Annotated in this window: 14 protein-coding genes; 7 read left to right on the forward strand and 7 right to left on the reverse strand. The window is 50.0% G+C overall.

All coding sequences use genetic code 11. From position 1 onward, the window contains the following. Positions 1 to 90: 90 nt before the first annotated feature. Genes AC8GDC_RS01745 through AC8GDC_RS01760 form a run of 4 tightly spaced genes read left to right on the forward strand, consistent with a single transcriptional unit; the run spans position 91 to position 3,520 of the window. Entirely contained in the window at positions 91 to 951 is an 861-nt protein-coding gene (locus AC8GDC_RS01745; protein WP_506558169.1) for a sulfotransferase, read from the forward strand. Between the two features lie 31 nt (positions 952 to 982). After that, entirely contained in the window at positions 983 to 1,117 is a 135-nt protein-coding gene (locus AC8GDC_RS01750) for a DUF2256 domain-containing protein (RefSeq protein ID WP_506558170.1), read from the forward strand. Then, the gene (locus tag AC8GDC_RS01755) at positions 1,117 to 2,592 is read left to right on the forward strand and encodes a cryptochrome/photolyase family protein (protein ID WP_506558171.1); all 1,476 of its coding nucleotides are present in this window, start codon (positions 1,117 to 1,119) and stop codon (positions 2,590 to 2,592) included. The genes AC8GDC_RS01750 and AC8GDC_RS01755 overlap by 1 nt, the downstream gene beginning before the upstream one ends. Positions 2,593 to 2,650: 58 nt before the next feature. Next, on the forward strand, positions 2,651 to 3,520 hold the full coding sequence (locus tag AC8GDC_RS01760) for a sulfite exporter TauE/SafE family protein (RefSeq protein WP_506558172.1): 870 nt from the start codon (positions 2,651 to 2,653) through the stop codon (positions 3,518 to 3,520). Here AC8GDC_RS01760 and AC8GDC_RS01765 read toward each other — a convergent pair. Both AC8GDC_RS01765 and AC8GDC_RS01770 read right to left on the reverse strand, forming a co-directional pair. Continuing rightward, positions 3,517 to 4,653, reverse strand: coding sequence for a cystathionine gamma-synthase (locus tag AC8GDC_RS01765; RefSeq protein ID WP_506558173.1), 1,137 nt, complete (start codon positions 4,651 to 4,653; stop codon positions 3,517 to 3,519). The two genes, AC8GDC_RS01760 and AC8GDC_RS01765, sit on opposite strands and share 4 nt — an antisense overlap. A gap of 27 nt (positions 4,654 to 4,680) precedes the next feature. Then, a complete protein-coding gene (locus AC8GDC_RS01770; RefSeq protein ID WP_506558174.1) occupies positions 4,681 to 6,015 on the reverse strand; it encodes a cystathionine beta-synthase in 1,335 nt (444 codons plus the stop codon). A gap of 90 nt (positions 6,016 to 6,105) precedes the next feature. Here AC8GDC_RS01770 and AC8GDC_RS01775 point away from each other — a divergent pair, with 90 nt between their 5' ends. Beyond that, complete coding sequence (locus tag AC8GDC_RS01775) at positions 6,106 to 6,771, forward strand: SprT-like domain-containing protein (protein ID WP_506558175.1); 666 nt, start codon at positions 6,106 to 6,108, stop codon at positions 6,769 to 6,771. On the opposite strand, the gene AC8GDC_RS01780 is transcribed toward AC8GDC_RS01775, so the two are convergent. Genes AC8GDC_RS01780 through AC8GDC_RS01790 form a run of 3 tightly spaced genes read right to left on the reverse strand, consistent with a single transcriptional unit; the run spans position 6,768 to position 8,254 of the window. Then, entirely contained in the window at positions 6,768 to 7,634 is an 867-nt protein-coding gene (locus AC8GDC_RS01780) for a prenyltransferase (protein ID WP_506558176.1), read from the reverse strand. The genes AC8GDC_RS01775 and AC8GDC_RS01780 overlap by 4 nt on opposite strands. After that, positions 7,635 to 7,943: a lycopene cyclase domain-containing protein gene (locus tag AC8GDC_RS01785; RefSeq protein WP_506558177.1), complete on the reverse strand. Its 309-nt coding sequence runs from the start codon at positions 7,941 to 7,943 to the stop codon at positions 7,635 to 7,637. Then, the gene (locus tag AC8GDC_RS01790; RefSeq protein WP_506558178.1) at positions 7,940 to 8,254 is read right to left on the reverse strand and encodes a lycopene cyclase domain-containing protein; all 315 of its coding nucleotides are present in this window, start codon (positions 8,252 to 8,254) and stop codon (positions 7,940 to 7,942) included. Before AC8GDC_RS01790 ends, AC8GDC_RS01785 begins: the two co-directional genes overlap by 4 nt. Before the next feature lie 47 nt (positions 8,255 to 8,301). Here AC8GDC_RS01790 and AC8GDC_RS01795 point away from each other — a divergent pair, with 47 nt between their 5' ends. Continuing rightward, on the forward strand, positions 8,302 to 8,640 hold the full coding sequence (locus AC8GDC_RS01795) for a TipAS antibiotic-recognition domain-containing protein (RefSeq protein WP_506558179.1): 339 nt from the start codon (positions 8,302 to 8,304) through the stop codon (positions 8,638 to 8,640). 10 nt (positions 8,641 to 8,650) lie between these two features. Here AC8GDC_RS01795 and crtI read toward each other — a convergent pair whose 3' ends face one another. Further along, the gene (crtI, locus tag AC8GDC_RS01800; protein WP_506558180.1) at positions 8,651 to 10,222 is read right to left on the reverse strand and encodes a phytoene desaturase family protein; all 1,572 of its coding nucleotides are present in this window, start codon (positions 10,220 to 10,222) and stop codon (positions 8,651 to 8,653) included. After that, the gene (locus AC8GDC_RS01805; protein ID WP_506558181.1) at positions 10,219 to 11,106 is read right to left on the reverse strand and encodes a phytoene/squalene synthase family protein; all 888 of its coding nucleotides are present in this window, start codon (positions 11,104 to 11,106) and stop codon (positions 10,219 to 10,221) included. The genes crtI and AC8GDC_RS01805 overlap by 4 nt, the downstream gene beginning before the upstream one ends. An 87-nt stretch (positions 11,107 to 11,193) precedes the next feature. Here AC8GDC_RS01805 and ilvD point away from each other — a divergent pair, with 87 nt between their 5' ends. After that, positions 11,194 to 12,885, forward strand: coding sequence for a dihydroxy-acid dehydratase (gene ilvD / locus AC8GDC_RS01810; protein WP_506558182.1), 1,692 nt, complete (start codon positions 11,194 to 11,196; stop codon positions 12,883 to 12,885). The last annotated feature ends 50 nt before the right edge of the window (positions 12,886 to 12,935 follow it).

The raw sequence follows: 12,935 nt of genomic DNA on the forward strand, positions 1-12,935 counted from the left end.
TTGTACCTGGGGTGACTAGTGCGTTAACGCATCGGGAACAGTCCCCACAGGCTCACAGATACCGGGCGTTCGTGAATTAGGGTTTTGAATGTGAACAAACCGTCAACCCCAACTTTTGTCCTCGGCGTTGGTGCGCAAAAGGCTGGAACCTCCTGGCTGCATGCCTACTTAAGTAGACTTCCCGAAGCTGATTTAGGCTTCATGAAGGAATACCACGTTTTTGATCAAAAATTCGTGGCCGACAAGACACCACCGCTTCGAAAAAGAATTCCCAATTGGTTCAGCAGCTTTTTTCCTAAAAACGATGAAGAGCGTCAGCTGCAATTTCGCAGAGACAACTCAAAGTATGTGGACTACTTCAAGTCTTTAGTTATCGAAGGAACACGCGTAAGAATTACGGGCGACATCACCCCCTCATACGCCGCACTGCCCGCCTCGGAACTGGCTCGCATAAGCGGATTGCTGCAACGAGCTGGATTTAGAGTCAAAGTGATTTTTCTTATGCGGGACCCTGTCGAGCGGTGCATCTCGGCCAACCGCATGTACGCCAGACACAAAGTTAGAGAACAACCCGAAAACCCTAATGTGGAAGCTGAAATATTGTCCCAGAACTACATGAAGCCAAGATTTGCTATCAGGACCAGATACGACCTGACCATCGCAAATCTCGAAGCTGTTTTTCCCAGAGAAGACATTTTTTATGCTTTTTACGAAGAGTTATTCTCCGATTCAGCAGTTGCGCGTTTGTGCGAGTTCCTTGATCTGCCTTTTAGGGAGGCTAACTACGCTGAGGTAGTTAATGGTGCCAAGGTGAAAAGTGAGATACCTAGACCTTTGCGAATGGAGATTAGGACCTACTACCAACAGGTTTACGACTCCGTTGGATCTAAGTTCGGGCAAGATGTAATTGACAGGCTCTGGCACAAGAATAAGTTGGAACCTAGTAGCTGATTGGACAACTGTTTTCTAATAGATTTGAGATGTGCCCACCCCAAAGACTAAAAATGGCTTCGAGCCTCGAACCTGTGAGCGCTGTGGTTTGAAGTTTGAGTGGCGCAAGAAGTGGGCCAAAGACTGGGAGACAGTCAAGTACTGCTCCAAAAAGTGCAAGGGCTAATGAAGACCAAACTGATTTTCATCCCCTTCGATCATCTGAATAAAGACTTCGGTGCGCTAAAAAACGCCAATCCAAAAACAGATGCGATTGCCATCGTGGAATCCAAGCGGATGACTACCGGCAGACCCTGGAACAAACAGCGCCTGTACTTTCTTATCTCCTCAGCCAGACACTTTGCCCAAGAACTACAAGCAGCAGGCTTCGAAGTTCACTACAAGAAAGCTGCAGATACCCCAACGGGGCTCAAGGCCATCATGAAAGAAACGGGCATCAAGCAGCTGGTTTGTGCCGAGCCATCCAGCTTTGTTCAATACCGTCAGCTCAAAGACTTAGGTGCTGAGTTTATTGAGAATGACTTCTTTCTCACCTCTAGGACGTTATTTACCGCCTGGGCAGAAATTCAAAAGACTTTCGTCATGGAAAACTTCTATCGCAAGCAAAGAGTACGTCTGGGGGTACTGGTCAAAGACGGCAAGCCGGAGGGCGATGCTTGGAACTTTGATGAGGACAACAGACTTCCACCACCGAAGAACTACAGCTGGGATAAGTACCCAGAAACATCTCCAGACAAAATAGATAAAGAGGTAGCCAAGGAACTTGGCATGGAGCCTTCGGCCTATTGGGAAACCACCCGTGCCGGTGCTCTCAAGAGACTCAAGCTCTTTGTTGATAAGCACCTGGCGGAATTCGGTCCCTACGAAGATGCCGTGACAACTGAGAGCTGGACCCTGCACCATTCGGTGATCAGCCCATACATCAACAACGGTTTGCTGCACCCAGGCGAAGTAGTTGCAGCAGTTATCGCAAAGCACAAAAGAGGCGGAGTGCCACTGAACTCTGTTGAGGGCTTTGTCCGTCAGGTCATTGGCTGGCGCGAATACATCAACGGCATGTATTGGTTTCTCGGAGAAGACTACAAACACAAAAACGGCCTGAACGCCAAGCGCAAGCTTTTGCCGCTGTTCGTTGAGCCCTCAAAAACCAAGATGAACTGCGTAGCAAGCGAGGTAGAAGCAATCCACAACCGTGGCTGGACTCACCACATCCCAAGACTGATGATCTTGAGCAATCTTGCTCTGATTACCGGCACCAACCCGCAAGAGTTTTTGGATTGGATGCGGGAGCAGTTTGTTGATGCCTCGGAGTGGGTAATGGTTCCAAACGTTATTGGTATGGGTGTTCATGCTGACGGGGGCCAGATGATGACTAAGCCATATGCTGCAGGCGGTGCCTACATTTCTCGAATGACAAATTACTGCAAGGGCTGCGCTTATAACCCGAAGGAAAGGACAGGTGATACCGCCTGTCCATTCACGACTTTGTATTGGGATTTTTTGGATCGCAACTCTGCAGCCTTTGCAAAAAACCACCGAATGTTCCAGCAAAACAATGGACTAAAAAGACTTTCCGATTTGCCTGAGGTAAGAAAGCGAGCACAGCAAGTGCTCAAGGGTCTAGATAAAGGTGAAATCTAGGCAAACTCACAGGTTCAATAGCGGCAGTTAGATGTTCTAGTCCAATAGGTTTGAAATCATGTGGGTATTACTACTTGTTTCTGTTGCGGGCTTTTTAGCTCAACTTGTTGATGGTGCCATGGGTATGGCATTTGGAGTTACATCAACAACCCTGCTACTTCTCTTGGCTTACAACCCGGCTGCGGCATCTGCCATTGTGCATCTGGTTGAAATTGTCACGTCTTCAATTTCTGGAGCGGCACACATTCGATTCAAGAACGTTGACTGGCATGCACTTGTAAAGGTGGCAGTTCCAGGAGGAATCGGTGCATTTGTTGGTGCGATGCTCCTGAGCAACATCGACCTTTCAGCTTCCAGGCCATGGACAGCCAGCGTGCTGTTTATTCTTGGCGCGCTGGTTTTGTACCGCTTCACCAGACCAATCATTTTGGGAAAGAAACGACGTGCACGCGCAAGGTGGCTTGCCCCACTCGGCCTTGCTGGTGGGTTCATCGATGCAACTGGCGGTGGCGGTTGGGGACCGGTAGTCACCACCTCATTGACCGCATCCAACGCGCTTGAACCTCGCAAGGCAATTGGAACGACCAACACGGCTGAGTTTGTAATCGCAGTTGCAGCTAGCATCGGATTCCTTATCGGCCTTGGTGCCGAGCAGATTCCTTGGGATGCTGTTATAGCCCTTGGAATTGGTGGAGCACTTGCAGCCCCAATTGCAGCTTGGCTTGTAAGCAAGGCCCCACAGAGAATTTTGGGAATTCTGGTTGGAAACCTAATCATCTTTTTGAACGCCCGACAGCTGATCATCTCGTTTGAACTACCCGAGGTAGCAGCAATAGCTGGATTCAGCGCTGTTGCTGCACTGTTTGTAGGATCTTTGATTTACGGCATCAAGTTATTGAAGACTGACCGTCTTCCAAAGTCTGACTAGCTAAGTGCTTGCGCCAGATCGTTGATTAGATCCTTAGGGTTTTCGATTCCAACTGACAGACGAACAATCTCTGGGCCAACTTCTAGTGGGGTGCCCTTCACCGAAGCGTGAGTCATCTCAGCTGGGTGATTCACAAGTGATTCAACCCCTCCCAGGCTCTCGGCCAAAGTGAACAGCTTTGTCTTGTTGCAGAAGTCCTTGGCGGCTTTTTCAGTAGCAAAGCGCAAGCTAACGATTCCACCAAATCCGGACATCTGCTTTTTAGCTAGGTTATGGCCAGGGTGAGCTGGGAGGCCGGGGTAGTAAACCTGCTCTACGTTTTTGTGTCCGTCTAGAAATTCCGCTACTACCTGAGCATTGGAGCAGTGCTTTTCCATACGAACAGCAAGGGTCTTGATTGAGCGGTGAGTAAGCCAGGCATCAAATGGGCTAGAAACTGCACCGGCTGCAAACTGCAAGAATCGGATCTTTTCGTAAAGCTCCTCATCGTTGACGATAACTGCGCCACCTAGAAGGTCCGAGTGACCACCGATGTACTTAGTTGTTGAGTGAGTGACAATGTCAGCTCCAAGCTCAAGAGGTCGCTGCAAATACGGCGTCGCGAAGGTGTTATCCATCACACTCAAGACGCCATTTTCTTTGGCAACTTTGGCGATGGCGGCAATATCTAAAATCCCCAGCATTGGGTTAGTTGGTGTCTCAACCCAAATCAACTTTGTCTTGCCTGGCTTGATGGCAGCCTTTAGGGCAGCGAGGTCTCGCATGTCCACTACCTCGGAATCGATTCCCGCGGCACGGTGAATGCGGTTCACGAGCCTGAAGGTTCCGCCATACAAATCATCGCTAAGAATTACGTGATCGCCAGGTGCGCAAGTGGCACGAATTACGGCATCTTCACCGGCAAGACCAGAGGCGAAGCTAAGTCCAAACTTGCCGCCTTCCAGGCTGGCAAGAACTTCCTGCAGGGCAGTTCTTGACGGGTTAGCAGCTCGGTTGTATTCGTAGCCACCGCGAAGTCCACCAACACCGTCTTGCTTGTGGGTTGAAGACATATAGATAGGCGGAATAACCGATCCATTGTTGGCATCCGGATCTTGGGAGACGTGGATGGCTCTGGTTTCAAACTCGGTCATTATTTGCCTTTTCTTATTTTTACTAGGTTAGCTCAGCTGCCCTGGCTTTATAAGGGCTTGCACTTCACCATCGTGTAGCAGCAGAGCAAAATCGTTCGAGGCCAATAGCTTCTTGGCAACATCAACACCTTGGCCCGAGCCAACTAGAGCCGGCTTTGCTCCAAGGATGTCCTTGACTGTCGCGGTTGGAGCGGCAGCGTCAATTTGCGCCAAAGAAATGGTGCCAATAACGTGACCGATTCGAACGGGGGGAGTTTTGACCATAACCGGAAGTGAAGTAAGGCCTGCATCCTCGATCGACTGCCTAGCGCTAACTAGAGAGTCATTTTCTAGAACAAATGGAACACCGGCAGGCTCGAATGCGACCTTATCGGCAAGCTTCACTGAAGCGTCATCGCCTAGGAATCCGTGGGTTTGCATCCAACCATCGTTGAATACCTTGGCGAGATACCCGCGTCCACCATCAGGCAAGATCACAACCACCACTGCATCGGCAGGAAGATCTTTGGCTACCTTTAGCGCAGCAGCTGCAGCCATTCCACAACTAGGACCCACCATAAGGCCTTCTTCGCGAGCTAGCCTTCTGGTCATTTCAAAACTCTCGGCATCAGGCACCGGAATCACTTCATCAACTACATCTGAGTTGTAAGCAGCAGGCAAGAAGTCATCGCCGCGGCCAACACCTTCAACCAGGTAAGGCATCGAGTTGGTTTCGGTCTTGGAATAGATTGAACCTTTCGGATCACAACCAATTACCTGAACCTTGCCGCCGCTTACTTCCTTGAGGTACTTTCCAGTTCCTGAAATGGTTCCACCGGTTCCAACACCAATGACAACGTGAGTGACCTTGCCTTCGGTGTCCTTCCAGATCTCAGGCCCAGTTGAGGCGTAGTGAGAAGCAGGACCATTCAGGTTCGAGTACTGATCAGGTTTGAAGCCACCAGGAATCTCTTTGGCTAGGCGATCACTTACCGAGTAGTAAGAGCGAGGGTCCTCGTGAGCTACGGCGGTAGGGCAAACGATCACTTCAGCACCATAGGCCTTCAAGGTGTTGCGCTTATCCTCGGCAACTTTGTCGGGAACAGTAAAGATGCAGCGGTAGCCGCGCTGCTGAGCAATTAGAGCAAGACCGATACCGGTGTTTCCCGAGGTTGGCTCAACGATGGTGCCACCGGGTCTTAGTTGACCGGATGCTTCGGCTGCATCAATGAGCTTTTCGGCAATGCGGTCCTTGATTGAACCACCGGGGTTGAAGTATTCCACCTTGGCTAGAACTGTGGCCTTGATGCCTTCGGTCACCGAATTGAGCTTTATAAGAGGTGTGTTTCCGATTAGCTCAGAGACGTGGTTTACATACTTCATACCCTTAAGCCTAGGGATAGATAGCTAAGGGGCAAAACCCTCCCCATAGACATTGAATTGACAGGGGTGACAGTTATCCTTGACAAACAGATGTCCGAAAAAACCCAAGTCCTTGAGGTCCCAGCTCCCGATCTGATAGATCGGGAGTTTATTCACGAGGTGTTCTCCCACGACGAATTCGGAGAACTTCGAACTTTCGTGCCCCTGACCAACCATCAGCTGATCTTCCAGCTCGAAGCCCTTGGCTTTGAAACCGGAAGGCAGTTTTCCAAGGGCAAAAACCGCTTCCAGAGGCTAAGGCTTGATCGCTTCGAATACATAGCCTTTCTGGCCAAGCAAAAAATGCAAGAGCACGGACTCCAAGCTCCTTGGGAATTCATCTTTGACTCAGCCAAGCAAAGGGCAGGTCTTTGCAACTACACCGACTACCAGATTTCGCTTTCCAAATACCTGGTTCAGTACCACTCGCTGGATCAATCAGAACAAGTTATCTTGCATGAAGTCGCTCACGCGCTCGCAGGAAAAGATGCCGGCCATGGACCGAACTGGAAACAGATAGCCAAATCAATTGGCTATCGAGGAGAAAAGTTCACCGGTAAAGAAATTGCCGAGCAAACAGCCAAATGGATTGGTGAGTGCAAAAACGGTCACCGTCACTACCGATACAAATCCCCAAGAGCGCAACTTGCCTGCGGCTACTGCGGCAAGGGTTTCAACAGAAAGTTTTTGATCTCTTGGACCGAAAGAGCAGCCTAAATAGCTTGGATGTAGTTGATTAGCAAAAGGCTAATCAGCGCACCACCAGCAAAATTCAACCAGATGAATTTTCTCCATCCCCGGTTAGCTCTCTCACAATCCTCATCGGTGATGTTCAGGTACGGGGAAATAATGACAAGGTATGGAATGGCAGCCAAAGCTGCCACCATTCCGTGAGGGCCTGCGTTCATAATTGAAATTCCAGCTAAGAAATAAAGCAAGAAAGCAAAGCGCACTGTGTTACGGGCACCGATTGCGGTAGCCACCGATTTGATGCCAGCTTCGCGGTCTGCTCGAACATCCTGCACCGCACCAAAGGCATGGCTTGCCATACCCCAGCCCAAAAAGGCCAAGATCATTGAGAACAGCTTGAATTCAAAGATGTCGACATTTGATATCGCCAAAGCAAACAGCATCGGTCCGATGAAGTGCATAGCAGAGGCAAAAGAGTCCAAGAACGGGATCTCTTTGAATCGAAGCTTCGGAACGCTGTATGCCAGGACTGCAAACAAGGTGACAAGCAGCCAGAAATCAGCAGTGTCCGAGCCAATCCAGAGCAGGTAAATAACAAAACCAAGCGATAGCCCCATCGAAGAAAAGATAGTGAGCTTGTGAAGCTTTGGATCAAGCAGGGCTCCTTCGATACCGCCCTTGCGGGGGTTTCGAAGGTCGCTCTCATAGTCAAAGACATCGTTGATGCCATACATCAGAAAGTTATAGGGGATCAAAAAGAAGATTGTTCCGATAATCAGCGGAAGATCAATTCTTTGGTTCACAAACCAGTAAGCCGCAAAGAATGGAAATGCGGTGTTCACCCAGGAGATAGGTCTGGAAGATAAGACCAGCGAGGTTAGAGCTTTCAACTACTTACCCTTCCTGGACTTGGATTGTCTTGAGCCTAGCCACCACCAAGTTAGTGGAACTAGCACTGCAGCCACCAGCGTATAGGCGAAATCCTCTATTGGTGCGAAGCCAATAAAGGCTCCAGATAAAGTCTCTGGGTTGTAGGCAACGATTCCGCTACCAACAATGAAGTTGTCAAAGATTGCAGTCATCAACACCAGTGCGCTCACGGTCCAGCACAGCTTTCTCCATCTAACGAGATAGCGGAAGAACAACAGCAGCGCTGCGACGGGAAGCAAAAACAAGAGGTTCAGTTCGGCGTAAGTCATTTCTTGTTCAACACCTTAGAAATCCAGGTGAGGGCAATCAGGGTGCTGTAGCAAAGCAGGGCAAGGAAGAAGATCTCCTCGATTGGGAACTCAGGAAATATCTGAATGCCGGTCAACAACGTGTTGTTGCCCCTAAAGAAAATACCCAGCGCAATACCTGCGATGTCCCAAATCACAAAAACCACGAAGGCTGGAACCATAGACCAGAAGGCACGCTTGGGGCTGGCTGTGAAGGCAAGCTTGTGGGTTCGATCCAGAAGGTACAGGCCAACCAGCGACAAAATCAGAATGAGCAGGTAGCTTCCGTACATAATTCGAGAATAGCCGTTTTGTAAAATTCTTCAGCCAGAATTGAGACATGAGCGATCCTTTTGGTCACCACAGCGGTCAATACGTCAACAATTTTTCTGAGGCCGAGAACAAGCAATTTACGGTTGCTTTTGATGAGATAACTCAAGGTTTCAAGGCTTCTATGGAGCAGGGGCTAGAGGTAAGTGACGAGGCAGTGCAAGATCTTGTTCGAAGACACTATGAGTTCTGTCTGAAGTTCTGGAAGCCGAATCGGGAAAGCTACAAAGCCCTTGCGATGAGCTACATAATCCCATCGCCGTATCAAGAAACCTATGAGGCTGTTGCCAAAGGGTTAGGGAAGTACCACTACGACGCCATCGTTTTGTTCGCCGACGAGAATCTTTAGATTCTAGAAACTACTTGAGTCCCTTCCAACCACCGGTTGGAACTGGCTTTAGCTCACCGGCGATTGGACCAGTTGATTTGTCGTCAACGAGGTATTTGTAGACAAGCTCTGCACCGATAAGACACATCGGCAAGCCAATTCCAGGAATGGTGTTGTGTCCTGCGTAGAAAAGGTTCTTTACCTTCTTGCTGCGGTTTTTTGGTCTAAAGAAAGCACTCTGGCGCAAGGTGTGTGCCATACCTAGAGCTGTACCGTTCCAGGCGTTGAGTTGCTGGACGAAATCTCTTGGTCCCATGGACTTTCTAACCACGATGCGCTCTTTGAGATCTGGAATCTCACACCAGTCGGCAATTTGATCGATGATGCGGTCAACACTCTGCTCAAACAGTTCATCGCCTTCGCCACCAATTGAAGGATCAGCTGCGATTGGAACAAGCACGAATAGGTTCTCGTAGCCCTCAGGGGCAACCGATGGGTCAGTCACACTCGGTGCACAGATGTACAAAGAAGCTGGGTTTGGAATCTTGCGCCTACCGTCTGCTTTGTGGAATACCTCAGCAAAGTTCTTGCTCCAGTTCTCGGTGTACAAAAGCGTGTGGTGATTTAGCTGCGGGACGCGACCTTTTACACCTAAATACAACAGCATCGCGGAGGGACCTGGAACCTTGTTAGCCCAGAACTTCTCAGGGAAGGTTTGGTGCTTAGGCTCAAGCAACTTGGTTTCAACGTGGTGCATATCCGCTGTTCCAACAACAACGTCAGCTTCGATGAAGACTCCGCCAACTGTGACACTGGTTGCGATTCCCTTATCGTTTACTTCGATCTTGGACACAGGGGAGTTGGTCTTGATTTCAACCCCGTGCTGTTTGGCGATGCGTTCGATGGCCTCAATCAAGGTGTAGAAACCACCCATCGGGTAGAACACTCCAACGTTTAGATCAACGTGGGTCATCAAGTGATACATGCTCGGGGTGTCATAAGGAGATGCGCCAAGAAAAACCGCAGGGAAGTTCAAGATTTTCTTTAGTCGCTCATCTTTGACGTACTTGCCAGAGAAGGCATACAAAGAAGTCACCAGGTGAGATAGGAACCTAGGTGCTTTACCGAGTACTTCTTTATTGGTAAAGCTCTTAGTGTTCTCAAAGTTTGTGTATAGAAAGTGCTTCATCGACAAGTCGTAAGTTTCCTTGGCTGAATCCAAGTACTGCTGAAGCTTTACTCCAGCTCCTGGCTCAATCGAATCGAAAAGCGCTTTGTTTTTGTCCAGATCCTGGACGATCATTAGCTTCTCGTCGCGGCCTTCATTTCTAGTCTGATAGGCAGGCTCAAGCTTTACCAGCTTTAGTTCCTTGTCAGCGGTTGTTCCCATCAGCTTAAAGAACTGGTCAAAAGCATCTGGCATCAGGTACCAAGAAGGTCCCATGTCGAAAACGAAGCCATCTTTTTCCCAGATGTAGGCACGTCCGCCAACTTTTTCGCGGGCTTCTAAAAGTGTCACCTTCATGCCGGCTTTGGCTAGAAGAGCGGCGCTAGCAAGACCTGCGATACCGCCGCCTACAACAACAGCGGTTTTCTGAGTCATTTAGGGACCACTCCAATTAGGGCTTTTAGAACAATGAACAATTTGGTTGCGTTGGGAACAGAGATTCTTGCGCGAAGCATCTGCTCAGCAGGGGTCTTCTCAATTCGATTGGCTAATTCGGTGAACAGCATCTGAGCTGCCGATACCGCCTTGCGGGAGCTAGTAGGTAAGAACTTCAGAGCTTGGCTCGAGGTACTTAGGTCAGCTCGGATATCTGCTAGCAATTCAGCTTTTTGAGATTCATTGAAGCTTGCTGGATTGACATCTGGGAAGTAGCTTCGGCCGAGCTTTTCAAAATCAGCGGAGAGATCCCTTAGGAAATTCACCTTCTGGAAGGCAGCTCCAAGTGCTCGAGCGCTTTTTACGATCTTGGCGTAGTCCTGCATCGAGAAATCTGATTCTTTGATGAAGGCGTGCAGGCACATAAGGCCTACTACCTCTGCTGAACCGTAGACATACTTATTGAACGACTCAGGGGTGTGCTTGCGTGGCCACAGGTCCATGCGCATCGAAGCAAAGAATGGTTCGATGATGCCTCGGGCAAAACCAGTTTCGTTGGCGGTTTTTGCAAAAGCGTGAACTACCAAGTTGGTTGAAAAGTGAGACCTTAGGGTTTTGTAGATTTCGGCTTCGAGGGTATCTAGAGCTACCGATGGCTCAACGTTTCCGCCGCCAACTCTTGCCTCTGCGGCAGCGCCATCTACGATCTCGTCGGCGACTCGAACCAGAGCGTAGATGTTTCTAACGTGCTGGCGGATTTCGGGAGCCAATAGCTTGGTGGCAACCCCGAAGGAAGTCGAGTAAGAGTCAATAACCGCGTTCGAGGACCTCTCGGCGGCAAGGGTATAAAGCTCCAACGAGCTTGGCTGGGTTTTGTTTGACATCAAGACCTATTATTCAGGCTATTTCGGACCTTCCTGCCCAAATATTCCCCATGCCAAGGCTTCAAGTAGCAAGTTAGACTTAAGGGCATGACCAACCACATGAAACCTCGAAGCTTTGCCGTTACCGACGGAATTGAGCGGGCTCCAGCCCGCGGAATGCTTCGGGCTGTTGGAATGGGCGATGCCGACTGGGTAAAGCCACAAATCGGCATCGGATCTAGCTGGAACGAACTAACCCCCTGCAACCTTTCTTTGGACCGTCTAGCCAAAGCCGCCAAGGTTGGCGTTGAGCGAGCCAATGGTTTCCCGATGCAGTTTGGAACCATATCGATGTCCGATGGAATCTCCATGGGCCACGAGGGTATGCACTTCTCACTAGTGTCCCGCGAAGTAATTGCTGACTCCGTCGAGGTTGTTATGCAGGCCGAGCGCCTTGACGGAAGCGTGCTTCTAGCTGGTTGCGATAAGTCTCTGCCTGGCATGTTGATGGCAGCAGCAAGATTGGATCTTGCATCAGTGTTTCTCTATGCCGGTTCGATTGCTCCTGGTTGGGTCAAGCTAACCGATGGCACCGAAAAGCCAGTGACCATCATTGATGCCTTCGAAGCCGTTGGTGCTTGCAAGGCCGGCAAGATGAGCGAAGAAGATCTTGATCGCATCGAGCGAGCAATTTGCCCTGGCGAAGGTGCTTGTGGCGGAATGTATACCGCTAACACCATGGCAAGTGCTGCAGAAGCTCTCGGCATGAGCCTTCCAGGCTCGGCTGCGCCTCCTTCGGTAGATCGAAGACGTGACACCTGGGCTGAGCGAAGCGGTGAAGCGGTTGTGAACCTAATCGATAAGGGAATTACCGCTCGACAGATCTTGACTAAGAAGGCATTTGAGAACGCAATTGCAGTGGTTGTTGCCTTCGGCGGTTCAACTAACGCTGTGTTGCACCTTCTAGCTATCGCACGCGAGGCAGAAGTTGATCTTCAGCTAGAAGATTTCAACCGCATCTCTGACAAGGTTCCACACCTAGGAGATCTAAAGCCATTCGGTGAGTTTGTAATGAACGACGTAGACCGCGTTGGCGGAGTTCCAGTTTTGATGAAGGCACTGCTTGATGCGGGACTTCTCCACGGTGATGTTATGACCGTGACAGGTAAGACCATGGCCGAAAACCTAGAGGGCATTAACCCACCAGATCCAGACGGCAAGATCATCAGAGCGATGAATGACCCAATCCACAAAACCGGAGGCATTGCAGTGTTGAAGGGCTCAATGGCTCCTGAAGGAGCGGTTGTTAAAACAGCTGGCTTTGACCTCGAGACTTTTGAAGGACCAGCTCGGGTATTTGACCGCGAGGCATCAGCCATGGAGGCTCTGACAGAAGGCAAAATCCAGAAGGGGGATGTGGTGGTTATCCGCTACGAAGGCCCAAAGGGAGGCCCTGGAATGCGCGAGATGCTGGCCCTTACCGGCGCAATCAAGGGTGCAGGACTGGGCAAGGATGTTCTACTATTGACAGACGGACGATTCTCAGGCGGCACAACCGGCCTTTGTATCGGACACATTGCTCCAGAGGCGACCGAAGGTGGTCCGATTTCTCTGGTTCGCGATGGAGACCTTATTCGGGTCGACATCGCAGCTCGTTCGCTCGAACTACTCGTTGATGCGCAAGAGCTGGAAACCCGCAGGAAAACATGGGTTCCACTTCCACCACGCTATACAAAAGGTGTGCTCGCTAAATTCACCAAGGTGGTGCGCTCGGCTTCCGAGGGTGCCTACTGTGGATAACCCAGCAGACCCAAAACCAGTATTTCTAGAGAAGACAACGAGAAAGAACT

The sequence above is a fragment of the Rhodoluna miladensis (SeqCode) genome (assembly GCF_965234705.1).
GTDB lineage: Bacteria > Actinomycetota > Actinomycetes > Actinomycetales > Microbacteriaceae > Rhodoluna > Rhodoluna miladensis.

Excerpts from the sequence above, each read along its gene's own strand:
- ilvD (WP_506558182.1), top strand. The coding sequence starts at position 11,194 with ATGACCAACCACATGAAACCTCGAAGCTTTGCCGTTACCGACGGAATT.
- AC8GDC_RS01760 (WP_506558172.1), top strand. The coding sequence starts at position 2,651 with ATGTGGGTATTACTACTTGTTTCTGTTGCGGGCTTTTTAGCTCAACTT.
- AC8GDC_RS01775 (WP_506558175.1), top strand. The coding sequence starts at position 6,106 with ATGTCCGAAAAAACCCAAGTCCTTGAGGTCCCAGCTCCCGATCTGATA.
- AC8GDC_RS01785 (WP_506558177.1), bottom strand. The coding sequence starts at position 7,943 with ATGACTTACGCCGAACTGAACCTCTTGTTTTTGCTTCCCGTCGCAGCG.
- AC8GDC_RS01765 (WP_506558173.1), bottom strand. The coding sequence starts at position 4,653 with ATGACCGAGTTTGAAACCAGAGCCATCCACGTCTCCCAAGATCCGGAT.
- crtI (WP_506558180.1), bottom strand. The coding sequence starts at position 10,222 with ATGACTCAGAAAACCGCTGTTGTTGTAGGCGGCGGTATCGCAGGTCTT.
- AC8GDC_RS01770 (WP_506558174.1), bottom strand. The coding sequence starts at position 6,015 with ATGAAGTATGTAAACCACGTCTCTGAGCTAATCGGAAACACACCTCTT.
- AC8GDC_RS01805 (WP_506558181.1), bottom strand. The coding sequence starts at position 11,106 with ATGTCAAACAAAACCCAGCCAAGCTCGTTGGAGCTTTATACCCTTGCC.
- AC8GDC_RS01795 (WP_506558179.1), top strand. The coding sequence starts at position 8,302 with ATGAGCGATCCTTTTGGTCACCACAGCGGTCAATACGTCAACAATTTT.
- AC8GDC_RS01790 (WP_506558178.1), bottom strand. The coding sequence starts at position 8,254 with ATGTACGGAAGCTACCTGCTCATTCTGATTTTGTCGCTGGTTGGCCTG.
- AC8GDC_RS01755 (WP_506558171.1), top strand. The coding sequence starts at position 1,117 with ATGAAGACCAAACTGATTTTCATCCCCTTCGATCATCTGAATAAAGAC.